25 protein-coding genes are annotated in these 21,960 nt (G+C 65.9%); 12 read left to right on the top strand and 13 right to left on the bottom strand.

Annotated elements, in window-relative coordinates:
* Positions 1-18 precede the first annotated feature (18 nt).
* Complete coding sequence (locus NATOC_RS09320; RefSeq protein WP_015321181.1) at positions 19-423, top strand: SRPBCC family protein; 405 nt, start codon at positions 19-21, stop codon at positions 421-423.
* Here the strand turns inward: NATOC_RS09320 and NATOC_RS09315 are convergent.
* Positions 420-1,640 (bottom strand): CobW family GTP-binding protein, encoded by a 1,221-nt coding sequence (locus NATOC_RS09315; RefSeq protein WP_015321180.1) that lies wholly within the window; start codon positions 1,638-1,640, stop codon positions 420-422. The two genes, NATOC_RS09320 and NATOC_RS09315, sit on opposite strands and share 4 nt — an antisense overlap.
* A gap of 140 nt (positions 1,641-1,780) precedes the next feature.
* Here NATOC_RS09315 and NATOC_RS21090 point away from each other — a divergent pair, with 140 nt between their 5' ends.
* The 5 genes from NATOC_RS21090 (at position 1,781) to NATOC_RS09295 (ending at position 5,857) form a co-directional block, all read left to right on the top strand.
* Complete coding sequence (locus NATOC_RS21090; protein ID WP_015321179.1) at positions 1,781-2,005, top strand: ribbon-helix-helix domain-containing protein; 225 nt, start codon at positions 1,781-1,783, stop codon at positions 2,003-2,005.
* Positions 1,995-2,381: a type II toxin-antitoxin system VapC family toxin gene (locus NATOC_RS09310; protein WP_049888910.1), complete on the top strand. Its 387-nt coding sequence runs from the start codon at positions 1,995-1,997 to the stop codon at positions 2,379-2,381. Before NATOC_RS21090 ends, NATOC_RS09310 begins: the two co-directional genes overlap by 11 nt.
* A gap of 132 nt (positions 2,382-2,513) precedes the next feature.
* Positions 2,514-2,810 (top strand): hypothetical protein, encoded by a 297-nt coding sequence (locus tag NATOC_RS09305; RefSeq protein ID WP_015321177.1) that lies wholly within the window; start codon positions 2,514-2,516, stop codon positions 2,808-2,810.
* Complete coding sequence (locus NATOC_RS09300) at positions 2,810-3,793, top strand: ArsA family ATPase (RefSeq protein WP_015321176.1); 984 nt, start codon at positions 2,810-2,812, stop codon at positions 3,791-3,793. The genes NATOC_RS09305 and NATOC_RS09300 overlap by 1 nt, the downstream gene beginning before the upstream one ends.
* A 177-nt stretch (positions 3,794-3,970) precedes the next feature.
* Complete coding sequence (locus tag NATOC_RS09295) at positions 3,971-5,857, top strand: carbon starvation CstA family protein (protein WP_015321175.1); 1,887 nt, start codon at positions 3,971-3,973, stop codon at positions 5,855-5,857.
* 93 nt (positions 5,858-5,950) lie between these two features.
* Here NATOC_RS09295 and NATOC_RS09290 read toward each other — a convergent pair whose 3' ends face one another.
* Positions 5,951-6,571 carry a hypothetical protein gene (locus NATOC_RS09290; RefSeq protein ID WP_015321174.1) on the bottom strand — a complete coding sequence of 207 codons (621 nt, stop codon included), beginning with the start codon at positions 6,569-6,571 and terminating at the stop codon, positions 5,951-5,953.
* Between the two features lie 84 nt (positions 6,572-6,655).
* Between NATOC_RS09290 and NATOC_RS09285 the strand changes: the two genes are divergently transcribed.
* Positions 6,656-6,883 (top strand): hypothetical protein, encoded by a 228-nt coding sequence (locus NATOC_RS09285; protein ID WP_015321173.1) that lies wholly within the window; start codon positions 6,656-6,658, stop codon positions 6,881-6,883.
* Between the two features lie 329 nt (positions 6,884-7,212).
* Positions 7,213-8,913 carry a lamin tail domain-containing protein gene (locus NATOC_RS09280; protein WP_015321172.1) on the top strand — a complete coding sequence of 567 codons (1,701 nt, stop codon included), beginning with the start codon at positions 7,213-7,215 and terminating at the stop codon, positions 8,911-8,913.
* Positions 8,914-9,115: 202 nt separating this feature from the next.
* Here the strand turns inward: NATOC_RS09280 and NATOC_RS09275 are convergent, their stop codons facing one another.
* The 5 genes from NATOC_RS09275 to NATOC_RS09255 form a co-directional block, all read right to left on the bottom strand.
* Positions 9,116-10,309 carry a redox-regulated ATPase YchF gene (locus tag NATOC_RS09275; RefSeq protein WP_015321171.1) on the bottom strand — a complete coding sequence of 398 codons (1,194 nt, stop codon included), beginning with the start codon at positions 10,307-10,309 and terminating at the stop codon, positions 9,116-9,118.
* A gap of 101 nt (positions 10,310-10,410) precedes the next feature.
* Positions 10,411-10,689, bottom strand: a complete 279-nt coding sequence (locus NATOC_RS09270) for a hypothetical protein (protein WP_015321170.1) — start codon at positions 10,687-10,689, stop codon at positions 10,411-10,413.
* Between the two features lie 93 nt (positions 10,690-10,782).
* Complete coding sequence (locus NATOC_RS09265; protein ID WP_015321169.1) at positions 10,783-11,880, bottom strand: pyridoxal-phosphate-dependent aminotransferase family protein; 1,098 nt, start codon at positions 11,878-11,880, stop codon at positions 10,783-10,785.
* Positions 11,881-11,925: 45 nt separating this feature from the next.
* Positions 11,926-12,582, bottom strand: coding sequence for a class I SAM-dependent methyltransferase (locus NATOC_RS09260; RefSeq protein ID WP_015321168.1), 657 nt, complete (start codon positions 12,580-12,582; stop codon positions 11,926-11,928).
* 54 nt (positions 12,583-12,636) lie between these two features.
* Entirely contained in the window at positions 12,637-13,413 is a 777-nt protein-coding gene (locus tag NATOC_RS09255) for an NAD(P)H-hydrate dehydratase (RefSeq protein WP_015321167.1), read from the bottom strand.
* 107 nt (positions 13,414-13,520) lie between these two features.
* Between NATOC_RS09255 and NATOC_RS09250 the strand changes: the two genes are divergently transcribed.
* Positions 13,521-14,153: a phosphoribosyltransferase gene (locus NATOC_RS09250; RefSeq protein ID WP_015321166.1), complete on the top strand. Its 633-nt coding sequence runs from the start codon at positions 13,521-13,523 to the stop codon at positions 14,151-14,153.
* Between the two features lie 62 nt (positions 14,154-14,215).
* Here NATOC_RS09250 and NATOC_RS09245 read toward each other — a convergent pair whose 3' ends face one another.
* Both NATOC_RS09245 and NATOC_RS09240 read right to left on the bottom strand, forming a co-directional pair.
* The gene (locus NATOC_RS09245) at positions 14,216-14,359 is read right to left on the bottom strand and encodes a rubrerythrin-like domain-containing protein (RefSeq protein ID WP_015321165.1); all 144 of its coding nucleotides are present in this window, start codon (positions 14,357-14,359) and stop codon (positions 14,216-14,218) included.
* Positions 14,360-14,470: 111 nt separating this feature from the next.
* Positions 14,471-17,326, bottom strand: a complete 2,856-nt coding sequence (locus NATOC_RS09240) for a bacterio-opsin activator domain-containing protein (protein WP_015321164.1) — start codon at positions 17,324-17,326, stop codon at positions 14,471-14,473.
* A gap of 90 nt (positions 17,327-17,416) precedes the next feature.
* Here NATOC_RS09240 and NATOC_RS09235 point away from each other — a divergent pair, with 90 nt between their 5' ends.
* The gene (locus NATOC_RS09235; RefSeq protein WP_015321163.1) at positions 17,417-18,073 is read left to right on the top strand and encodes an ERCC4 domain-containing protein; all 657 of its coding nucleotides are present in this window, start codon (positions 17,417-17,419) and stop codon (positions 18,071-18,073) included.
* 166 nt (positions 18,074-18,239) lie between these two features.
* Positions 18,240-18,737, top strand: a complete 498-nt coding sequence (locus tag NATOC_RS09230) for a hypothetical protein (RefSeq protein WP_015321162.1) — start codon at positions 18,240-18,242, stop codon at positions 18,735-18,737.
* A 38-nt stretch (positions 18,738-18,775) separates the two neighbouring features.
* Here NATOC_RS09230 and NATOC_RS09225 read toward each other — a convergent pair whose 3' ends face one another.
* From NATOC_RS09225 to NATOC_RS22320, 4 genes are all read right to left on the bottom strand, one after another.
* A complete protein-coding gene (locus NATOC_RS09225; protein WP_049888909.1) occupies positions 18,776-19,630 on the bottom strand; it encodes a YihY/virulence factor BrkB family protein in 855 nt (284 codons plus the stop codon).
* Positions 19,631-19,676: 46 nt separating this feature from the next.
* Positions 19,677-19,883, bottom strand: a complete 207-nt coding sequence (locus NATOC_RS09220; RefSeq protein WP_015321160.1) for a YwbE family protein — start codon at positions 19,881-19,883, stop codon at positions 19,677-19,679.
* Positions 19,884-19,965: 82 nt separating this feature from the next.
* Positions 19,966-20,352 carry a peptide-methionine (R)-S-oxide reductase MsrB gene (msrB, locus tag NATOC_RS09215; RefSeq protein WP_015321159.1) on the bottom strand — a complete coding sequence of 129 codons (387 nt, stop codon included), beginning with the start codon at positions 20,350-20,352 and terminating at the stop codon, positions 19,966-19,968.
* Positions 20,353-20,391: 39 nt separating this feature from the next.
* Entirely contained in the window at positions 20,392-20,544 is a 153-nt protein-coding gene (locus tag NATOC_RS22320; protein WP_015321158.1) for a hypothetical protein, read from the bottom strand.
* A gap of 101 nt (positions 20,545-20,645) precedes the next feature.
* Here NATOC_RS22320 and NATOC_RS09210 point away from each other — a divergent pair, with 101 nt between their 5' ends.
* Positions 20,646-21,887, top strand: a complete 1,242-nt coding sequence (locus tag NATOC_RS09210) for an ornithine cyclodeaminase (protein ID WP_015321157.1) — start codon at positions 20,646-20,648, stop codon at positions 21,885-21,887.
* Positions 21,888-21,960 lie beyond the last annotated feature (73 nt).

Here is a 21,960-nt window from a genome sequence, read left to right as displayed (position 1 = left end):
GCCCGAGAACGGCAGGATATGCGGGAAGTCACGGTCTCTCGGCGGGTCGACGCGACGGCGGTCGAACTCTCCTCGCGGTTCGATCCGCCCGCGATCGTCGAGGCGGAGGGGAGCTTCACCGTCGCGGACGTCCGGGACGAGGGCGACGCGACGATCGTCGTCGCCAGCGGGCCCGGAATGCAACTCCCGCTCCGGTTCGAGTACCGCGAGGACGCACTCTACTACACCCAGGAGGGCGAGCAGGGACCGTTCGACCAGATGGAGACGTGGCTCGAGTTCGACGAGCGCGAGGACGGCACCGAGGTCCGGTTTCGGTCGTCGGTCTCGCTCGCGGCCCCGCTGCCGTTCGGCGATCGGATCGCCGCCTGGAAGCGAAAGGGAGAGCTCGAACGGGCGCTCGAGGCGATGGCCGACACCTTCTAGGGTTCCCGGAGGACGACGGCCTCGTCGTCCGCGTCGGGGAACGGGTTCTCGAGCCCTGCAGATCGCTCCCACTCCTCGTCGGTGACCAGACAGTCTCGAAACTGCGAGCGCAGCGAGTCGTCCTCGAGGTCGGTTCCGATGAACACGAGTTCGGTCCGACGATCGCCGAACTCGTCGTGCCACTCGAGGTCGGGACGGTTCGACCGGTAGAGATCGCGTTGCACCGCCGGGAGCGCGGCGATCCAGGGACTCTCGCTCGTCGCCCGAACGGACGGGCCAGCCTGGGAGATATCGACCTTCGCGTCCCGACCGGGGAGCCACGCGACGCCCTTCGATCGGACGACGTTCGGGGGGAGCTCCCGGAGGAACGCGGCGAAACGTTCCGGATGAACCGGGCGACGCTCCCGGACGGTGATCGGGTCGACGCCGTAGACCTCGTCGGGGTGGCGGTGGTCGTGGTCGTCGTGACCGTGGCCGTCGACGGCTTCGACGCCCGCCGTCTCGCTCTCTTCCGCCAGCGCCCGCTGCCACCCCGCTCCCTCCCCCAGCTGCCCGGGGTCGAACAGGTCGACGCCGAGGAGCTCGTCGGGATCGACGGCGCTGAACTCCGTTCTGTGCAGTTCGGCGTCGGGCCGGAGCGCCCGGACCAGCGACTCGGCCTCCTCGAGCTCCGCGGGCTGGCAGAGATCGGCCTTGTTGAGCACGACGAGGTTCGCGACCTCGAGCTGCTCGATCAGCAGGTCCGAGAGCGGTCGGTCGTCCTCGTCGGCGTCGGTGCGCCGTTCGGGGACGTCCTCGCCCGCGAAGGTATCGAGGAAGCGTCGAGTGTCGAGCACCGTCACGAGCGCGTCGAGCTCGTAGCGGGCCGCGACCCGCGAACTGGTCGTAAACAGCCGGGCGACGGGCTCGGGCTCGGAGATTCCCGAGGACTCGACGACCAGGTGGCCGAACGAGCGTTCGCGGGCCAGACGGACGACCGCCGTCTCGAGGTCGTCCTGCAGCTCACAGCAGATACAGCCGTTCGAGAGCTCGGCGACGCCGCCGGCGTCGAGATCCGACCCGTCGGCGACGAGCTCGGCGTCGACGTTGACCTCACCCATGTCGTTGACCAGGACCGCGAGCTCGCGGTCGCCGGCGTTGCGAAGCAGGTGGTTGAGCAGCGTCGTCTTGCCGGCGCCGAGGCCGCCCGAGAGGACGGTGACGGGAATCGCTGACATACGGCTCTACTCGTGACTCGAACTACTGAACTACTGTGGTCCGAGTCGGGCTGGCCTTTCCGTTTCAGCGTTGTGAGGTCGGTTCGCGTCGGTGTCGTCCCGCCGCACTCTTTATACGGTTGTATAGTATTCGTATAGACATGGGGACCGATAGACAGTCCGTTCCGGTGTCGTTGCCGCCGGAGCTTGTGAACGAACTCGATGCGCTCGTCGACGAAGGTGTATTCAGCTCCAGATCCGAGGCGCTTCGATACGGCGCTCGTCTCATCGTTCGTGAGGAACGCCAGATTCGTCTCCACGAGCGAACCGACGATGAAGCCCGAGACGACGTCCGCGAGCGCCTGGAGCGAAAGCGTGTATCTTGATACGGATCCAGTCCTCGCGGTGCTGAAAGATGACGATTGGCTCTCGAGCGAAGTCGACCTCGAAGCGATCGACACGCCGAAAACGTCGGTTGCGACCGCGATCGAAGTCCAGTACGTGATGGAGGACAGTTGGAATCGAGACGAACTCTCGGAAGCTCATCGAACGATCGCTGCCGAGGGGATCGAACTCGTTCCACTCTCCGTCGAGATGATGGATGCTGCGGGTCAGCTACGTCGACAGTACGATTCGCTCAACGTTTTCGATGCGGTTCACCTGGGAACAGCGCGAGTGCTCGAGGAACCGATCGTCTCGACGGATACGCTCTACCCGAATATCGCCGAAGTGGATCATATCGATCCGCGCGACCTCGAGTAGTCCTGTTCCGTTCGGGGTCAACGGATTCCTGAAAACCATGCCGCGAGCCTGTTCCGACCGATCCCGTTCTCGCGTCGGCTCGAGGACGGGAGCACGACACCTTTTAGCCTCGAGCCCCGAGGATCATCGACAATGACGCTCGCCGATCGAATCGCGCGGTTCCGAGAAACCCTCGAGGAGTGGCTCCGCGGGCTCTACCACGGGATGATCACTCATCCGGCCTACGAGAAGATCGAGGCCGAGGCCGAGGACCAGGAGGACGCGTTCATGCTGGCGTGTTTCCCCGACGCCTTCGGGATCCCGAGTCCGGTGTCGTACTATACGGCCGAGCTGCTTCCCTACCTCGAGGACGAGTACGAGGCCTGGCAGCGACGGCTCTGGGACCGGGGGTCGGTGATCGAACGGAAGGGCCACCAGTACCACTTCTGATGACCGAGTTCGTCTTCTTCGGCGGGAAGGGCGGGGTCGGCAAGACGACCGTCTCGAGTGCGTACGCGCTGAACTGCGTCGACGCGGGGCTCGAGACGCTCGTGGTTTCGACGGATCCGGCCCACAGCACGGCCGACGTCTTCGATCAGGAGTTCGGCGACGAGCCCCAGCCCGTCGAGGGGTACGACGGGCTCTCGGCGCTCGAGATCGATCCCGAGCGGGAGGTCCAGGACCACCTCCAGGGACTAAAACGCCAGCTGAACGCACAGCTGTCGGCGACGATGGTCAACGAGGTTGACGTGCAACTCGAGATGGCCCACCAGACGCCGGGCGCCTACGAGGCCGCGCTGTTCGACCGGTTCGTCGACGTGATGCGGTCGGCCGAACCGTACGACCGGGTCGTCTTCGACACCTCGCCGACGGGATCGACGCTGCGGCTGCTGGCCCTCCCGGAGCTGCTCGAGAACTGGATCGAGCGACTGATGGACAAACGCGAGCGCAGCATCGACCTCTACGAGAAGGCCGCGATCGGCAATCAGGAACCCCGGCGAGTGATGGACGGCGATCCGATCCTCGCCCGACTCCGGGAGCGCAAGGAGCGCTTCGAGTTCGCAGGGGAGGTGTTGCGAGACGAAGCCGCCTTTTATCTGGTGATGAACCCCGACGAGCTCTCGATCAGAGAGACCGAACGCTCGCTCGAGACCCTCGAGGACGCCGCCCTTCCGGTTCACGGGCTCGTGGTCAATCGGCTGACGCCCGAGCCCGACTCCCACGAGGACGGACGGGGCGCCCGCTACCTGCGCCAGCGGGTGGCGACGGAGCGCGACCGCCTCGAACGAATCGAGGACGACCTCGACGCGCCGGTGGTAGCGACCATCGAGACTCGGATCGAGGAGGTTCGGGGGAGTCTGCTCGAGGACGTCGCGGGCGAGCTCGGGTTCGGAATCGCAGCAGGCGCGGGCGAGGGCGCGAGCGGCGACTGAGTCCTCGTCACAGCCAGGATGCGGGGCCGATTCGGCGCCAACCTGTCGGATTTCTCACCTGCTTCGGCAAAAATACTCGACGAACGTGTCGAAACTTGTCGCCGAGCTGCCCGATCCGAACTCAATGAATTATATTTATAGTGCCGCCGCGCAACCACCTGCTCGAGAAAGGATACCATGGTAGGTGTAATTTGGATCGTGGCGCTGGTGCTCGCGACGTTTACCGTCTCGTACCTCGTGTACGGGCGGTATCTGTCGCAGTTCGTGGGGCTCGACGACAGTCGGGAGACGCCAGCACACAAGTATCGAGACGGGCAAGAGTACGTGCCGGCGAAGAAGCCGGTGCTGTTGGGGCATCACTACTCGAGTATTGCAGGCGGTGCGCCCGTGGTCGGACCGATCACGGCCGCGTTGATCTGGGGCTGGGTTCCGGCCGTGCTGTGGGTCGCAATCGGGAACCCGCTGATGGGCGCAGTTCACGACTTCGTCTCGCTGTCGAGCAGTCTGCGTCACGAGGGGAAGTCGATCGGCTACATCATCGGCCAGTACGTCGGCGAGCGCGGGAAGAACATGCTGCTGTGGTTCGCGTTCCTGTTGACGATCCTCGTCGTGGCGGTGTTCGCACTCGTCATCGGGGTTGTGCTGGACGCCTACCCGCAGGCTGCGACCGCGAGCATCATCTACATTACGCTCGCGCTCCTGTTCGGGGTCTGGCTCTACCAGCTCGGGCTGCCGTTCTCGGTTGGAACGGTCGTCTTCGTCGGGGGCGTCTTCGCGTCGGTCTGGATCGGTATCCAGTACCCGCTGGCGCTCGTCCCGCCCGCGGAGGCCGGCGCCTACCCCGAGGGGACGATCGTCCTGCTCGACTCCGCGCCGGCGGTTATCCCGGCGTTGCTCGAAAGCACTAACATCGGCGCCTGGGTGCTCGTGATGCTCGTCTACGGCGCGGCCGCGAGTATTCTTCCGGTGTGGATGTTGCTCCAGCCCCGCGACTACCTCTCGTCGTTCCTGCTGTACACGGGAGTCGGCGGGGGGCTGCTGGCGGTCATCGTCGGCACTCTCATGACGGGAATGGGGACCGACGCGGTCCATCCCGAGACGGGCGCGCAACTGGACCTCGATATCGCGATCGGCGCCTGGTACGGCTTCTTCGGCGAGGGCGGCCCCCTTGCTGCGGAGGGGCTCATTCCACTGATGCCGCTGTTCCCGCTGTTGTTCCTGACGATTGCGTGTGGAACCATCAGCGGCTTCCACTCGCTGGTCTCCTCGGGAACGACCTCGAAGCAGCTGAACAAGGAGAGCGACGCCAAGCTCATCGGCTACGGCGGCATGCTCGCGGAGGGACTGCTGGCGGCGGTCGCGCTCTGTGCCGTGACGATCATCGCGATCCCGGCAGCGGACGGCGGGATCGGCCTCGCTCTGCCGAACTTCGCGACCGGCGGCGGGGCGATCCTCACCGCCTTCGGCATCCCCTTCGAGTACGCTGCGCCCTTTATGGCGCTCGTCCTCGCGAGCTTCCTCCTGACGAGCATGGACACGGCCGTTCGGCTGGGCCGGTATATGGTCGAGGAGCTCGTCGGAACGCCCGAGACGCAGGCCGAGTCCTACGCGGCGAACCGCTATGTCAATACGACGGTCATCGCCGTCGTCGCCTTTTTCCTGCTCGGTAGCGGTCGGTGGGAGGACCTCTGGACGCTGTTTGGCGGTGCGAACCAGCTGCTGGCGTCGCTGGCGCTGCTCACCGGGACCATCTGGCTCGCGAACTGGGACCGCTCCAAGCAGCTCCTCTCGACGGGCGGTCCGATGGCGCTGATGGGAGTCATCACGACGATCGGCCTCCTCTGGGTCGGCCTCTACCAGATCCTCGCCGGACGCCTGCTGGGCATCACCGCTGAGGCGGAGACCCAGCTACTCGGCCAGGTGTCGGCCGTCGCCCAGCTGGTCATCATCGCCGTCCTCATCTGGCTCGCGGTGTCACTGTTCAAGATCGGCTACGACAACCTGCAGGCGATCGAGGACGCCGACGACGGCGTCGCGGCCGACGTCGGCGCCGACGACGACTGATCGCACGGGCCGCGTTTTTTCGTTTCGCGATCGACCAGCGGCGTCGCTCGGGAGACGGTGATGTGAGAGTATCGACCGCACTGACGGCGACGACTACAGCTGCAGCCGCCTCGCGAGCAGGTCGAGGACGCCCGGCTCCTCGCGCTCAATCGGTTCCCAGAGCCGGAAGGCGGTCGCGACGTCAGCGTTCTCGCTGGCGACCAGCTCCTCCTCGTCGGGGGTGACGATGACGAGGTTGATCTCGTAGTGTCCGTTGTAGCCGTACTTCAGCAGCGTTCGCCCGTCGAAGCTGGCGACGCGCTCGCGGACCGACTCCGGGATCGACGGGGCGACGGCGACGAACGTGAAGTCCGTCGAGAAGTGATCCTCGCCGGTCTCGATCCACTCGTCGGCGAGCCCTTCGCCTACCTCGACGAACCGATCGAGCGTTCGCTCGTCGACGCGGTCGACCCGTTGTACGAACAGGTGTTCGGTCGAGCCGTGTTCCCCGATCGAGATCGACGGGTGGAGGAAGTGTTTCTGGCTCCGCAGCTCCATCCGGCCGTACAGCGCGAAGCGCTCGCCGTCGACCCGGTACTCCTTCTCGAGGTCGTAGTTGTGCAACAGCCGATCGCTCACCCGATCGACGTACTCGTCGTCCCAGTCGGGAACGTCCGCGGGGCCGTCGCCCGACGGCTCCTCGGGGTCGGACTCCGGCGGGCTGTCGACGTCCATGGCTGGAGATACCACGGCGAAGCCAAAAACTCGTCGGCACGCGGCGGCGAGTACGCTTTAGTCGCTGGCGAACGTCTCTCACGCATGGCGAAAGAACGCGAGTCCTGCGGTCGCTGCGGGGTCTCGGTCGCGGTCGAGGCCGCCGACGCCGACCGCGACGACGAGGAACGGGCCGGGCACGACCCGTACGGCGAGGCGCGCATCGAAGTCGACGAGGACGAACTCCGTCGCCTCTCACCGGGCGCCTGGCTCTCGGGGGTCGCCGAGCGGATCGGCGCGCTCGGCGATCGGCTCGCCTGGGGTCGCCGATAGAGTGAGAAACGGTCTATTTTCTCCGCAGTGATGGATATGTGAAGCAATCCGAATCAGACTTGTATGGTTGCCCCATTGAACTTTACGCCATCCTAGTATTTCGAGAGCTAGCCGCAACTGGAACGATTCACATCTCGATCAGAAGAGCGTCCGGTGATCGGTGTCCACTGCCCGTCAGTTCTACTAGAATTCTCCATCGGAGTTTGTCTAGAATTAGAACTCACTACTGATTATCTACAGATAGAAAAGCAAGAATGTAATTTCTACGTTGTATTCCTTACTTAATTATTCACTCATAATGTATATTCTCTCCACAAATCATATAACCAATGGCGATAGCCTTAGGAGCGGACATGAAGCTGAATCGACGTAACTTCGTAGTGGGGGCGGGCTCGACAGTAGCAGTCGCTGGCCTGAGCTCAACAGCAGGCGCAGATGACTCGATTCCGGTCGAGATCGTGAACGTGTATCCGGTCGAGGACGTCGTGATCCTCGAGAACACGGGCGACGAGACTGTCGACCTCTCCGGCTACCAGATGGATTGGGGGATCGACGTCGACGAGGATCAGACGGATCCGATCCCGGATGGAACGACGATCGGTGCCGGCGGGCAGCTATCGGTCTGGACGGGCTTCGAGTCCGAACGGGTCGACTCCATCGAGGCCGACGTCGTGGTCGGCGATCACGACTGGGGACGAATCAACGCGGACGAACCCAACACGCTGGGACTTCGCACACCGGGTGGGGAGATCGTCGCCGAAACCGACGACACGGTCGCTGACGACCCAGCCTACGACGCCAATGAGTACGACGAGGAGCCCGAAGACGATGTCGATGAGGAACCGGTTCGTCAGGACGTCGAATTCGAGTACCGCTATACATACGAAGGGGGAGATGACAGCGAGCTCGACGACAGGCTCGAGCTATCGTCGGCTGAGTTTTACTACGAGGAGAGCGATGAGTTCCAGGACTCCTGCTACATCGACTTCGACCTCGAGAATCTGACCGACACTGAGGAGATGACGGTATACCTCGCCGGTAGCGTGACGAGTGAGGATGGAGAGACAGAGTATTCGTATGAAGATATCGTCGTTCCTGAGCCAGGAGAGACCCTATCTGCAGGCCTAAGATTCCCCGAGTGTATCGAAGCAGATGGGGGCGAAGGTCACGTCCATGCGTCAGTGACTCGTATCGAAGAGGTCGAGGAAGCAGACGACGAGGACGAGAAAGAACCTGAAGACGAACGTCTGGACATCAAGTTCGAGTACCAGTATGACCTCGAGCAGTGGGACGACAAGTATCTCGAACAGCGCCTCGAACTCCGCAACGGTGAGGCCTACATCCGTGAGATGCCCAACCGTGACTACAACTACTGTTATATCACAGGAGAGGTTGAGAACCTAACCGACGACGAGGACATCCATTATTATATTTCGGGACGTCTTGGCGACAGACCGACGTACGAGTCGTCCACTTCGATCGAAGCAGGAGAAACGAGTGAGCTCCACTTGGAAGTGATCGAGTGTCCCAACGATTTCGATCCGGATCACGCGTCGATCCGTGCATGGGCTCCATATGTAGGCGAACCCCACGAGGAACCGGAGGACTATGAGCCCGAGGATGACGAAGACGAAGATGCAGACGCCGACGAGGAAACGCCGGAAGACGAACACGAAGAAGAGGACGACGTCGACGAGGATCCTGACGAAGAGGAAACGGACGATACCGACGAGGAACCGGAGAAAGCCGACCTGGACATCGATGTCTCCGTCTCCGCACCCAGCGACCGGGACGGGGACGCGAAGTTCCGCGTGACTGTGCGAAACCACGGTGGCGAGTCAGCAAACCCCACTCTCTGTCTCGATGTCGGAGGGGTTACGCGGTCCGGGACGATCCAGGTCGGTGCTGGAGGCTGCCAAACCAAGCGGTTCAGTGTCTCCCACAGCGAGCTCTCTGCGGGGACACACAGCTGGAAGGTCTGGACGACTACGGAAGATGAAAAAACAACTGGGACGCTGACGATCTGCTAACGGAGCGGCTCGGACGTCGAGCCTACGTGTGAGCGTTTCGGGCACGTCCAATCGACATTTTTTCCGCTTCACGTCCTCAAAGAGATCTTCGAACGCCGATTCGGTTTCACTGCAGCCAGCGGAGATGTGGCTTCTGTGCGTGAAAACTCCATGACGGCGGGTAGCTGGTTGCTTCGGCGACGTCCGAGAGCCGCTGATCGCGTCAGTTCGTCGTGATGACCTCGAGGACGTCCCGGGGCTCGACCGTGTACTCCTTGCCGAGCTGGCGGTTCGACCGACAGTCGATCGCGTGGAGGAAGCCGTCGCCGATATCCGAGTGCAGGCTGTAGGCGAACTCCTCGGCGGTCGATTCGGGCGGGATCAGATAACAGTCGGGCAAGACTTCGCCGCGCTCGTTACCGAGCCCGTTGGCGCCACCCGGGAACACCGGAACGACCCCGAGGACGTCGAACAGCGCCGACTCGAGTGCGGCCTGGACGCCCGTCGCGCCGTACTCGGAGAGAAAGTCGCGGATCTCCTCGAGGCCCTGTTCCTGCTCGCTCGAGACGTCGCCGACGATCTCGAACTCGTCGTCGCCGGGTCTGTAGTCGACGACGCCGGCCTTGTCGGCTGATTTGAGGGCCTTCTCGGCGTGGGCGCTACAGGGGACGATCGTCAGGTGGTCGTAGTCGGGATCGCTCGTAATCTCGTCGTAGTTCGCCTGCGCTTCCGGTGTATCCATCTTGTTCGCCGCGATCAGCATCGGTTTGGTCGCGGTGCGGATCTCGCGGGCGAGTTCGAGCCTGTCGTCGGCGTCCCACTCGGCGGGGTCGAAGCCGATTCCGACCCGTCGGATCAGTCGCTTGATCTCGTCCTCGTTCGTTTTGAACGCGCTCATCTGCTCGGCGAGCTCCTCTTCGATGGCGTCGTCCTCGGTCGTGTAACCCGACTCGTAGCGCTCGATACCCTTCTCGAGGATTCCCAGATACCACTGGTCGAGCTCCTCCTCGAGGAAGTCGATGTCGTCGCGGGGGTCGTGGCCCTCGGTGGGTTCGCCCTCGAGGTCGGTCTCGCCGGAGAAGTCGACGACGTGGACCAGCACGTCGGTCTCGTTGAGGTCGGTCAGAAACTGGTTGCCCAGCCCGTTGCCCTCGTGAGCACCGGGGATCAGTCCGGCGACGTCGACGAGCTTCGTCGGGACGAACCGGGTTCCGTCGTCGCAGTAGCCGACCGACGGCGTACACTCCTCGTCGAACTCGGGGGCTGCACACTCGACGCGGACGTAGGCCTCGCCGACGCTGGGGTCGATGGTCGTGAACGGGTAGGCGCCCTCGGGAACGTCGTTCATCGTCGCTGCGTTGAAAAAACTGGATTTGCCGACCGACGGTTTGCCGACCAGCCCGATCCGGTAACTCATTGTGCGGTCTGGCACGGCGACGCCTAAACGGGTTTCTTTCCGGCGCCAGCGTGCCACGAACAGTCACAGTCGGCCCGCGGCCGGGCCGAAAACCGACGCCGTTAGCTCACGACCGCGCGCCAGCTCCAGCCGGCCAGCGCGAGGACGGCGAGCGCGAGGACGCCGAAGGCGGCCCACTGTCCGGTTTCGGAGTCGGCGATCGGGGCGAAGACGTCCACGAGTCCGGTCGCCTGCATCATCCCGAGCGCAAGCAGGAGCAAGAAGAGAATCGAGACGACCGCGATCCCCAGCCAGTTGCGGGCCATCCACTGTCCCTCCTGCTCGGCTTCTTCCCTGTCCTCGGTCGGTTTCTCCGTCGGCTCCTTGTCGGGTTCGTCCATACGTACGTATAGCGGCGGTTCCTAGGAAACGGTTCCACCTGCAGGCTCCGGGTCTGGCGAGGACGCCCGGGAAATTTGCCACTCGAGACCCCGTCAGCCCAGCACGTCCGCGATCGCGTCCATCGTCCGTTCGACGCGCTCGACCCGGGCGTTGTGACCCATGTGGCCGATCCGGAGGATGTCGTCCTCGAGTTCGCCGAGTCCCGTCGCCAGCAGGATGTCGTGGTCCTCGAGAACCGCCTGCTGGAGCTCCGTCGCCCGGCCCTCGACCGAGAGGGCGGTGACGGTCGGCGAGCAGGCGGTCTCGTCGGTCGGGTACGGCTCCAGACCCAGCTCTGTGGCACGCTCGCGACATCGCTTCGCGGCGTCCTCGTGGCGCGCGAAGACGTCCTCGAGTCCCTCCTCGAGCAGCAGATCGACCGCGGCGTCGAGGCCGTACAGGTTCGAGGAGAGGTGCGTGTAAGGGAACCACTCCTCGTCGGCGGCCGTTCGCCAGGGCTCGAGGTCGGCGTACAGCGACGGGTTGTCGACGGCTTCCATCCGTTCCCAGGCCCGGTCGCTGACGGCGCAGGTGGCCAGCCCCGGCGGTGCGCTGAGACACTTCTGGCTCGCGCCGATGCAGACGTCGATCTTCCCGGTCGGCACCGGGGTCCCGCCAAGCGAGGACACCGCGTCGACGATCGAGAGCACGTCGTGGTCCGCCAGAACGTCGAGGATCCCCTCCAGCTCGTTGAGCGACCCGGTCGGCGTCTCGCAGTGGACCATCGTCGCGACGTCGAACTCGCCGTGTCTGTCGAGAACGTCTGCGACGACGTTGCCGTCCAGCGGCTCGCGCCAGGGGACCTCGCTAATCTCGGCCTCGCCGCCGTAGTTCTCGACGAAGTCGCTGAACCCGTCGCCGTAGAGCCCGTTCGAGAGACAGAGCACGCGGTCGCCGGGACCGACCAGCGAGGCGATGGCGGCCTCGAGCCCGAGGATCCCCTCGCCGCCGAGAACGACGACGTCCCGGTCGTCGCCCCCCGTTTCGTCGCCCGCCCGGTAGACCCGCTCGAGCTTGTCGGTCAGCGACCGGTAGCGCTCGAAGAACTCGGGCTCGAGATCGGGGTTCGGCGTCGGCTTCCCCATCGCCTGCCGGACGGACTCGGGAACCTCGGTGGGTCCCGGCGTCATCCGCAGCCTGTCGTCGGTCATGGCTTTACGGCCGAGTCCTGTCGCAATAAAACTGATCCGAGCGGATCACGAGAGGGCGCTCCCGCGGCGCCGCCGAAGCGTGCCACGGACGATCGGCGTCGCGGGAAAGATCCCGACCTCGGCGCGCTCGACGTCCTCGACGGCGAAGGCGTCGTGACAGACGAACCGTTCGACGGTGTCCCGGGTGAGCTGGCAGCCGCCCGCGGCGCGGCTCCAGAGGGGGTTCAGCAGCTCCTGGCCCGTCGCCCGCCAGCCGTCGGCCCGGACGTGCTCGAGGAAGCGCAACTCGCCGCCCGGCTTCAGCACGCGGGCGACCTCCTCGAGGGCGCGGTCGGGGTCGGCGATCGTACAGAAGACGAGACTCGAGAGGACGACGTCGGCGCTGTCGTCGGAGTCGGGCAGCGACTCGGCCCGCGCGTCCCGCAGGGTAACCTCGCAGCCGACCTCGCGGGCCTTCTCGGCGGCCTGGCGGCGCATGTGTGGGTCGGGCTCGATCGCGTGGTAATCGACCCCGTCGTCGAGGTACGGGAAGTTCGCTCCGGTACCCGCCCCGATGTCGAGGACGCGACCCGAAAGCTCCGCGGTCAGATACTCCCGGTGGGTCCTGAACAGTAGCCGGTCGGGAACGACGGTATCGTAGACGGCCGCGACGAACGGGTGGGCGATCTCCTCGGACTCCTGCGGACGGCTCCGGTCGAGCATAGCGTCCCCGACTCGAACGCGGGACGGCAAAAGCCTGGTTCCGGACGACGCCGTTCAGCGGATCGTATCCGGAATCTTCCCGATGACGTCGGTCGCGAGGACGCCGGGACCCTTCTCCGCGGTCGCGAGCTCGCCGCTTTTCCCGAGGATCCACGCGCCGAGTTCGGCGGCCTCCTCGCGGTCGGAGCCCTGTCCCAGTAGCGAGGCGGTGATCCCCGCCAACGTGTCGCCCGTGCCGGCGACGGTCAGCGCCGACGTTCCCGTTTCGTTTTGCATTCGCTCGCCGTGAGCGATGATTTCGTCGGTGTCACCGGTGAACGTGAGAACGGCGTTGGTTTCTCTGGTGAACGCCTCGAGAGAGTTGTAGGATTCGGTGATCGCGTCCTCCTCGGACTCGTTGGGTGTCAGTATCGCCTTCGAGAGGTCCGCGTCGAGGGAGGGTTCGATCGCGATCGCGTCGACGACGATCGGAACGTCGATCCGATCGATCGCTTCCCGTACCGCGTCGGGCTCGGCGTCGGCGAATCCGGGGCCGATCACCATCGCGTCGGCCCACTCGCTTACCTCGACGACGCGCTCGACGGCGACCGCGTCGAACCGTTCGCCCTCGTACTTGCTGGCGAGCAGGTTCGGATCGTGGCTCGCGACGATGTCGTAGATCTCCTCGCTGACGACGGCCCTGACGTGATCGGAGCCCGTACGGAGTGCAGCTCTGGCGGTAAGTGCGGGCTGGTTCGGGTAGTCGACGCTGCCGCCGACGACGCCGATGCAGCCGTTGTCCGCCCCAGTTTCCTCGGTGATGTTCGAAAGCGTTCGCTGGAGTCGTCCCATACACACTCCTCGGCCGGCTAGGGGGTAGCCGTTCGGCAGGCGCTTTCCGGTCGTCCCGTCAGTCCGTGTGACAACAAGACATAGTACGTGGACGGCGTACGATCCGTATGTTCGCGAACCGATCCGACGCAGGCGACCGGCTCGCAGCTGAACTCGAAGACCGGGGCGTCGAGGCCGACGTCGTTCTCGGGATTCCCCGCGGCGCGTTACCTGTGGCACGGCCCGTCGCGGACGTCCTCGGGACAGACCTGGACGTCGTCGTCGCCCGGAAGCTCGGCGCGCCGTCGAACCCCGAACTGGCGATCGGCGCGGTCGCCAGCGACGGCAGCGTCTGGCTGAACGACGACCTCGTCGATCGACTTGGCGTCTCGGAGTCGTACCTCGAGGACGTCCGCGAGCGGGAAGCGGCGAACGCCCGCCAGAAGGCCGACCGGTACCGGGGAACCGACACCCTGCCCGAACTCGCGGACGAACGGGTCGTCGTCGTCGACGACGGGGTCGCGACCGGGGCGACCGCGATCGCCTGTCTCCGGCAGGTTCGCGAGGCCGACGCCGAACGGGTCGTCCTCGCGGTGCCGGTCGGTCCGCCGGACACGATCGCCGCCCTCGAGTCCGAGGCCGACACGGTGATCGCGCTGATCACCCCCGAGAGCTTCCGGGCGGTCGGACAGTTCTATCGGGAGTTCGGACAGGTCACCGACGAGGAGGCGATCTCGTATCTCGAGGACGGCGCGTCGTAACCGGACGGTCGATGGGAAGCGCAGCCGCTACGGGCTGAACGCGCACCGAAAACGCGATCGACCTACTCGAGAGGCGTGGCGCGATTCCGCATGTCCGCGCCGCAGCTGGGACAGCGTCCGGGTGCCGTCGCGCTGACGACGACGGTCCCGCAGTCGAAACACTCGTATGTCGATTCCTCGCTCGGGTCGAGTTTGACGTCTTTCATGGTGGGGACGACGAGCGGTTCGGTCGAGCTGTCGCCGTGTATGAACAATATTAGGGATACTAGGTCAACGTGTCCGTCAGATACCTAGCCCCACCTCCGAAGGAGGGTTCACTATTCAACCCGCGGCGCCGACGGGAGCCCGACCTCGTCGAGGATCACCGCGAAGACCGTCCGCTGGACGCGTCGCACGTGGCGGTAGAACGCTGCCGGCGAGATTCCCAGCGTGTCGGCGATCTGCTCGCCGGAACGCTCGCGGGGTGACTCGAAGTACCCGCTGTAGTAGGCCATCTGGACGACCTCGAGCTGGCGGTCGGTCAGTCGCTCGAGCAGGCCGGCTCGCAGGTCCCGGGGCGCCGTCCGCTCGACGCTGCGCTTCGAGCGCAGTTCGACGTCCGCGAAGGCGCTCGAGACGACGTCGGTCCCTGCGGCAGGGTCGACGCTACTGGGAACGTCGACGACCAGCCGGGTGGTTTCGGGGGTGGCCTCGAGCCGGTGCAGGACCATCCCGTGGTCGGCGAGCCGCAGCGCCAGGAACGGTCGCGAGAACTCGAGCAACACCGTCGAACCGTCCTCGTCGCCGACGAGTTGAGCGCTCTCGACCGCGACGAGTTCGGTCGCAGCAGCCACGACGTCGGCTGCGGGAGCGCCGTCGACGGTGACGAACACCGCGACCGTCCCCTCGTGCTGGCGGACGCCGCCGTCGAACGAGAGCACGCAGTCGAGCCGGCGAGCGAGCCGCGCGAAGACGAACTCCTCGTCGGCGACGTCGAACTCGAGGCGGCTCCGCGAGTCCGACAGCAGCGCGCGCTTGCGCTCGACCGCGGCGATCGCGGAGGCGATCGTCTCGCCGAGCTCCGCAAGCACCGCACGGGTCGTGTTGTCGAACGCGTCGGGACGGTCGGCGTAGACGGTCAACACGCCGTAGGTAAACTCGTCGTAGGCCAGCGGCACCGCGACCACCGACTGGTAGTCCCGCGAGAGCGCGGCCCGCCGCCAGGGCTCGTCGTGAAGGTCGTCGACGACGTTCGGGACGACCGTCACCTCGCGGGTCGACGCCGTCCGCGCCGCGGGCTCGGCCGCGTCCGCAAGCGACAGCGAGACGCTGTCGAGGTACTCCCGTCCTCGCGCGCTCCCGTCGTGGGCGACCGACTCGAGGACGTCGCCGGCGGCGTCGACGGTGCCGATCCAGGCGAACGCGAACCGCTCGGCCGCGGTGAGTCGCTCACAGACCGCCCGCTCGATCTCTTCGCGGGTCTCGGCCCGGACCAGGGCGGCGTCGATCTCGCGGATGATCTCGTTCATCTGATTGAGACGCGTGAGCTGGCGGTTCCGGCGTTTGAGTTCGCGGTCGCGGTCCCGCAGGCGCCGTTCGCGCTCGACCCGATCGAGCGCGGCCTCGGCGGTCGCCCCGAGCAGCTCGGTCAGCTCCCGGGTCACCTCGTCGGCGGCGTCGACCTCGGGCGAGCCGACGAGAAAGACGCCGTGATCGCCCAGCGGCACGAAGCCGACGGTCCGCAGCTCCGTGGTCGGATCCGACAGCAGCGGCGACTCGCGAACGTCGGCGAAAAAGCGCGGTTCCCCCTCGAGAAAGACCTGTCCGGAGATGCTGTCGTCGTTTGCCCGTCTGGCCGGAAGCGGTCCGTGCAGTCGATCCATTCCGGGCGAGGACGCAACGGGTCGCAACACGTTCTCGTCGGTGTCGAACCGCAGGGCCGCGCTGGCCTCCAGATCGAGGACGTCGGTCGCGTCCGTGACGATGCGGTCGGCGATCTCGTGGTCGGTCTCGGCGTACAGTAGCTCGCGGGCGGTGCCGTGCAGCGCCGTCAGCGCCTCCTCGCGGCGCTTGCGCGTGGTGACGTCCCGGCAGCTGTAGAGGACGGTCCCGTCCTGGATCGACACCTCGCGGACGTTGACCAGCAGGGTGTGTTCCCGTCCGGCCTTGTCGGTTGCCGTACACTCGATGTTGGTCAGCACGCCCTCGGCGGCGAGCTCCTCGCGGTCGAACAGCCCCGGTCCCAACAGCTCGTCGATCGTTCCCATCTCGCGGATCTCGGCGTCGGTGTAGCCGAAGATGAAGTGGACGTTCGGACAGACGTAGGTGAACGCGCCCTCGTCGTCGGTGATGAGGACGGTGTCGGTCATGTGGTTGAGCGTCACCCGGTGGAGCTGCTCGGACTCGCGGAGCTCGGTCTCGAGGCGAACCCGCTCGGTGACGTCGACCGCGCGGGCCAGCAGCGAGCCGACGGCGCCGTCGGCGTCCCGGACGGGTCGGACCGTCACGTCGAGCGTTCGCGGCTTCGAATCGCGCTCCGCGTCGATGATCACCTCGAGCTCCCGATGGGCGATCGTTCCCGCCGCGGCCCGGTCGACCGCCTCGCGGATCGGTTCGGCGTCGGCCCCGTCCCACCAGGAAAGCGTCGGGAACGGGCGCCCCTCGAGTTCGGCCGCGGTCGTCCCGAGCGCCTCGCGCGCGACCGGGTTGGATCGGCAGATCCGGCCGTTGGGCTCGAGGATCCACGAGTAGGCGTCGGGGTCCGCGAAGATCGACTCGAACTGTCGGGCGCGCTCCCGCTCGGTTCGTTCGGCGTCCCCCGTCGCGAGCGCGCGCTCGATCGCCTCGCCGAGTTCGTCCAGCCGCCCGTCGGGGAGGTACTCGGTCGTGCCCGCGGCGACCGCGTCGCTCGCGAGCGCCTCGTCGCCCGACTCCGGGGCGAACACGACCGGCAGCGTCGGCTCGTGCTCCCGAACGCACTCGAGCAGCTCGAGGCCGGTTCCGTCCTCGAGCCTGCGGGCGGTGACAAGGCAGTCGACCCCGTCCCCGGAAAGCGCCTCGACTGCAGCGTCGACGCTCGCGGCCGTGCGAACGTCGTCCGTCTCGAGCTCGCCGACGCGGTTCGCGAGCCGGCTCGCGGCGTCTCCCTCGACGACGAGCAGTCGCCGATCGCTGCGGATTCCTGCGGGAGCCATTCGCTGTCTCTTCGTCCTCGTCCCGTGAGAACGTATCGGTCGTCGCGACGAACCGACACCCGTTCATCGATCGACCCCATACGAACGCCCATGCACGTCGCGGTTACCGTCGACGACCGGGAGCCCGCCGGCGTCGCCGAGACCGTTCGCGGCCACACCGACGTGACCGAAACGACCGTCGAACGCCTTCCCGCGGGCGATCTCGTCGTCGGTCCGGTCGGTCTCGAACGGAAGACTCCGCGAGACTACGTCAACGGCGTCATGAGCCGTTCGGGCCCGGATCTGTACGACCAGCTCGAGCGCCTGGCCGAGTGCTACGATCACGCCTACGTCCTCCTCGAGGGGGACGTCTCGGCCTTCGACTCGCTGCGGACGAGCGTCGACCCGACGGCGATCCGGGGTTCGATGGCCTCGATTACGGCCCGCTACGGGGTGCCGGTGATTCCCTGTACCGATCGCCGACGGCTCGTCGACTTCGCGGTTCGGCTCGGCCGAAAACACACGGAAGCCCCCTCGAGCCGTCCCCTCCCTGTGGGGTCGGTGCCGAGCCGCAGCGAGCCGACCACAAAGCGGATGTACGGCTGTATCGAGGGGATCGGTCCCGAGCTCGCGGCGACGCTGTACGACGCCTACCCGTCGATGGCGGAGTTGCTCGAGGCGAGCGTCGCCGATCTCGAGGCGATCGAGGGAATCGGCGAGCGACGAGCGCGGGCGGTATACGAGGCGATACGCGCCGCCGATCGGTAACCGGACGGTCGATTCGCGACGTTTCATTCCGTTCGCGACGTTTCACTCGGTTCGATGGGCCGAAACCGTTCCCCTCATTGGTAACACCTCTCTGTGAATTGTTCCATCATTACGAACTAGTTGTATCAAGTAGATAGTGACGTACCATCGTCGAGAGGAACCGACCATGACTGCCCTCCACCGACGGACCGCGATCGTGGGCGGCCTCACGCTACTGGGCGGCGGCTCAGTCGCCGCAATCGGTCCCAACGAGGACGACGGGACAGAGGCGACGACCGCGGAGAGAGACGACGGAACCACCACGAGAATCGGCAGCGAGGAGGAGACGTCCGTTCGGTCCGACGCCGAGGACGGCGCCGACTCCGCTGCCGCGAGGTCGACCCTCGAGCTGTCTGTCTCTGCCCCGGAGTCGGTTTCGGCGACCGACGGACGCGCCGAGTTCCTGCTGACGGTCCGAAACTGCGGGGACGAGGCGGTATCGGTCTCGCTCGCCCTCGAGATCGGCGGGGTCACCGACGAGTTCGAGCCCCTGGAGCTGGCCCCCTCCGAGGACGCCGACGCGTACGCGAGCTACGCCGGCGACAGTCTCGGCGCGGGCGACCACGAGTGGACGGTCGACGTCGGCGACCGTCGCGAGTGCGGCACGCTCTCGGTACGGGAGTGAGGACGCGACCGGAGCTGTGCCGACCTCGGCGGTCCGGTTCAGCGATCGGGGAGCTCGAGCTCTGCTGGCGGCAGCCAGTCCTCGTCGACCTCGACGCGGTCGGCCAGCACCGCGTTGAGGACGGCACCGACGAGCAGACAGAGCGCGCCGAGGTAGACCCAGGTCAGGATCAACAGGACGGCGCCGGCGATCCCGAACAGGACAACGCTCTCGGAGGTCGCGATGTAGATCCGGAAGCCGACCGCGAGCGCCGCCCAGGTGAGCGCGGCGAACATCGTTCCCGGGACGACCTCACGAACCGAGACGTCGGTCTGGGGGAAGAGGTAGTACATCGGGAGAAAGACCAGCGGGAGCGCGACGAGGAGTCCGGCCGCGCTGGCGACTGCCGCGAGCAGCCCGCCCGCCTGGATCGGGAGGCTGATCCCGACGATCCCGACGAGGACGACCCCAAGTGCGATCGTAACCGTCGCCAACAGGGTGTTGAGCGCAGTTACGGCGGTCACGGTCGTGATGCTTCCCACGTACGACTGGTGCTCTCGCGAGCCGTAGATGCCGGTAAACGCGCTGTTTATCGCCTGGAACGAACGGGCCGCGCTCCACAACAAGATCGCGAGCGCGAGCAGTGCTGCCCGGATCCGGTCGCCGCGCCCGCCGGCGATCTCCTCGATCTCGGCGTCGGCCAGCACGTCCTCGAGACCGAACGTTTCGGCGACGCCGACGAGGATCGGCTCGAGCGCGTCGACCAGCGTCGCGCCGACGAGGACGAGGATCACCAGCGGCACCAGCGTGTTGAACGCGTGGTAGGCCAGCCCCGCCGACTTGACGCTGATCTGTCGCTGCCTGGCGACGGCGGCGACACAACGGGCGACCTCGAACCAACGTGACTCTCTCATCTTCTCTTCAGGCAGCATCTATCGGCTCCCTAAAACCCATCGGGAACTACTCGTCGTGGACGACCGACTGAACGTGGCCGACGACGCCGTTTTTCAGCTCGACCCGCGGTCCGTCGGGGGTGTCCTCGTAGACGGTGCCGACCTCGCCGATCAGCGGCTCGGTGTCCTCGGAGTGGACGTCCTGGTCTTCCTGTACGATCTCGACGGTCAGTCCCTGGCGCAGCTCCTCGGCGGTCGGTCGTTCGCTCGACATAGACGACGATGGGTGCGTGCGTTCGAAAAGGGTAGTGCCTGCATGCGCCTCGCTCCGTCGGCCGAGCTGTAGCGCCGTCGGATCAGCCGTCCTCGAACTCGAGGACGGCGGAGTTGATACAGTAGCGCTTGCCCGTCGGCTCGGGGCCGTCGTCGAAGACGTGACCGAGGTGGCCCCCGCAGTTGGCACACAGGACCTCGGTGCGGCGCATCCCGTGGCTGTTGTCGGGACGGGTCTCGACGCGGTCGTCCTCGACGTCCGAGAAGCTCGGCCAGCCACAGCCGGAGTCGAACTTCGTCTCCGAGTCGAAGAGGGTGGCGCCACAGCCCACGCAGGCGTAGCTGCCGTCGGCCTTGTGGTCGACGTACTCGCCGCTGAACGGCGCCTCGGTACCGGCCTCTCGAAGGATGCGGTACTGCTCGTCGGTGAGCTTCTGGTCGTCGGTCGGCGACTCGGACTCGTTGCTCATAGCGCCCGATAGGAGGCTGACGACCAAGAGTCTGTCTCCCTACCGGTGGGTCATGACGTCCGTGCTGCCACAGTCCGGACACTGGGTCATCCGACCGAGCTTCGGAACGTCGAGTCGGACCCAGGCGTCGTCACCGCCTGGGGCCTCGAACCCGCAGCTCCGACACCGCGATTTACCGAGTGTGGATGCCATACGGTATCGTACGTGATAGAGAAGTATATAGCTTGGTCCGCGGACTCCGCTCCGAGCCAAGACGCACAGATTGACGGTCCCCGACAGCCAACTGGGCGACAATGACTGTCGCGCGAACCGTTGAACTGGAGGGACACATCATCGACTCGGGGACGATGGGGGCCTGTTTTGGCGCCGTGATGGATATGGGCGGCGAGTTCGAGGTCGAGGAGTTCGAGGTCGGCCGACACAAACACGCCGAGACCTACTGTCGGATGCGGGTGATGGCCGACACCGAGGAGGAGCTGCGGGCGATCCTCCACGAACTCAACCAGCAGGGTGCGACCGTGGCCGACCCCCGGGACGCGACCCTCGAGGCCGCACCCAACGACGGGGTCGTCCCGGTCGATTTCTACTCGACGACCAACCATCCGACGGCCGTCCGCGTCGACGGCGAGTGGCACGACGTCGAGGACGTCGAGATGGACTGTGCGCTCGTCGTCGAGCGCGAGGACGGGGTCCACGTTTACACGAAGGTGTTGAACGCGATCGAGGAGGGCGATCTCGTCGTCACCGGCGAGACCGGGATTCGGGTCGATCCCCCCGAGCGTCCTCGGAACGGCGGCAGCGGCTCGTTCGGGTTCATGCAGGGCGGGGTCTCGAGCGAACGGCCCTCCGCGTCGCTCATCGAGGAGATCGCCGACGAGATGCGCCAGGTCAACGCCGAGGACGGTTCCGTCCTCGCAGTGTGCGGACCGGCGATCGTCCACGCCGGCGGGCGGGACGCGCTGGCCGATATCGTCCGGGCGGGCTACGTCGACGCGATCAGCGCGGGCAACGGCTTCGCCGTCCACGACCTGGAGCGGGACCTGTACGGCACCTCGCTCGGTGTCGACACCGAGAGCCTCGAACACCCACGGAAGGGCCACAAACACCACATCTACACGATCAGCGAAATCGCCCGTCTCGGCGGGATCGAGGCGGCCGTCGAGGAGGGCGTCGTCGACGAGGGCGTGATGTACGAGTGCGTTCAGAACGACGTCCCCTACGTGCTGGCGGGCTCGATCCGGGACGACGGCCCGCTGCCCGACACGATCACCGACTCGATCGAGGCCCAGAACGCGATCCGCGAGCAGGCCCAGGAGGCGGATCTCGTGCTCATGCTCTCGACGCTGCTTCACTCCGTGGCGGTCGGCAACTGCCTCCCCTCGACGACGAAGACCGTCTGCGTCGACATCAACCCCGCGACGGTCACCCAGCTGCTGGATCGGGGCAGCGCCCAGGCGATCGGGATGGTCACCGACATCGGGGCGTTCATCCCCATGCTTGCTGACGAACTCCTCGAGGAGAGCTACGAGAAGTAGCCCGCCCGATCCGGCAACGTTGCCTGCTTTCGGTTCCGTTTCGGTGGGTATCAGTGGAAAAGCCGTCGTTGTG

It is taken from the genome of Natronococcus occultus SP4, assembly GCF_000328685.1.
GTDB lineage: Archaea > Halobacteriota > Halobacteria > Halobacteriales > Natrialbaceae > Natronococcus > Natronococcus occultus.
The sequence above is the reverse complement of the archived record's forward strand: the minus strand, read 5'-3'. Positions and strand labels throughout refer to the sequence as shown.

Bases quoted from the DNA above. Each gene is read 5' to 3' on its own strand.
- NATOC_RS09250 (WP_015321166.1), top strand. From the start codon at position 13,521: ATGTTCGCGAACCGATCCGACGCAGGCGACCGGCTCGCAGCTGAACTC.
- NATOC_RS09230 (WP_015321162.1), top strand. From the start codon at position 18,240: ATGACTGCCCTCCACCGACGGACCGCGATCGTGGGCGGCCTCACGCTA.
- NATOC_RS09240 (WP_015321164.1), bottom strand. From the start codon at position 17,326: ATGGCTCCCGCAGGAATCCGCAGCGATCGGCGACTGCTCGTCGTCGAG.
- NATOC_RS09235 (WP_015321163.1), top strand. From the start codon at position 17,417: ATGCACGTCGCGGTTACCGTCGACGACCGGGAGCCCGCCGGCGTCGCC.
- NATOC_RS09210 (WP_015321157.1), top strand. From the start codon at position 20,646: ATGACTGTCGCGCGAACCGTTGAACTGGAGGGACACATCATCGACTCG.
- NATOC_RS09290 (WP_015321174.1), bottom strand. From the start codon at position 6,571: ATGGACGTCGACAGCCCGCCGGAGTCCGACCCCGAGGAGCCGTCGGGC.
- NATOC_RS09275 (WP_015321171.1), bottom strand. From the start codon at position 10,309: ATGAGTTACCGGATCGGGCTGGTCGGCAAACCGTCGGTCGGCAAATCC.
- NATOC_RS22320 (WP_015321158.1), bottom strand. From the start codon at position 20,544: ATGGCATCCACACTCGGTAAATCGCGGTGTCGGAGCTGCGGGTTCGAG.
- NATOC_RS09270 (WP_015321170.1), bottom strand. From the start codon at position 10,689: ATGGACGAACCCGACAAGGAGCCGACGGAGAAACCGACCGAGGACAGG.
- NATOC_RS09295 (WP_015321175.1), top strand. From the start codon at position 3,971: ATGGTAGGTGTAATTTGGATCGTGGCGCTGGTGCTCGCGACGTTTACC.
- msrB (WP_015321159.1), bottom strand. From the start codon at position 20,352: ATGAGCAACGAGTCCGAGTCGCCGACCGACGACCAGAAGCTCACCGAC.
- NATOC_RS09225 (WP_049888909.1), bottom strand. From the start codon at position 19,630: ATGAGAGAGTCACGTTGGTTCGAGGTCGCCCGTTGTGTCGCCGCCGTC.
- NATOC_RS09255 (WP_015321167.1), bottom strand. From the start codon at position 13,413: ATGGGACGACTCCAGCGAACGCTTTCGAACATCACCGAGGAAACTGGG.
- NATOC_RS09315 (WP_015321180.1), bottom strand. From the start codon at position 1,640: ATGTCAGCGATTCCCGTCACCGTCCTCTCGGGCGGCCTCGGCGCCGGC.
- NATOC_RS09305 (WP_015321177.1), top strand. From the start codon at position 2,514: ATGACGCTCGCCGATCGAATCGCGCGGTTCCGAGAAACCCTCGAGGAG.
- NATOC_RS21090 (WP_015321179.1), top strand. From the start codon at position 1,781: ATGGGGACCGATAGACAGTCCGTTCCGGTGTCGTTGCCGCCGGAGCTT.
- NATOC_RS09320 (WP_015321181.1), top strand. From the start codon at position 19: ATGCGGGAAGTCACGGTCTCTCGGCGGGTCGACGCGACGGCGGTCGAA.
- NATOC_RS09280 (WP_015321172.1), top strand. From the start codon at position 7,213: ATGGCGATAGCCTTAGGAGCGGACATGAAGCTGAATCGACGTAACTTC.
- NATOC_RS09265 (WP_015321169.1), bottom strand. From the start codon at position 11,880: ATGACCGACGACAGGCTGCGGATGACGCCGGGACCCACCGAGGTTCCC.
- NATOC_RS09245 (WP_015321165.1), bottom strand. From the start codon at position 14,359: ATGAAAGACGTCAAACTCGACCCGAGCGAGGAATCGACATACGAGTGT.
- NATOC_RS09300 (WP_015321176.1), top strand. From the start codon at position 2,810: ATGACCGAGTTCGTCTTCTTCGGCGGGAAGGGCGGGGTCGGCAAGACG.
- NATOC_RS09220 (WP_015321160.1), bottom strand. From the start codon at position 19,883: ATGTCGAGCGAACGACCGACCGCCGAGGAGCTGCGCCAGGGACTGACC.
- NATOC_RS09260 (WP_015321168.1), bottom strand. From the start codon at position 12,582: ATGCTCGACCGGAGCCGTCCGCAGGAGTCCGAGGAGATCGCCCACCCG.
- NATOC_RS09285 (WP_015321173.1), top strand. From the start codon at position 6,656: ATGGCGAAAGAACGCGAGTCCTGCGGTCGCTGCGGGGTCTCGGTCGCG.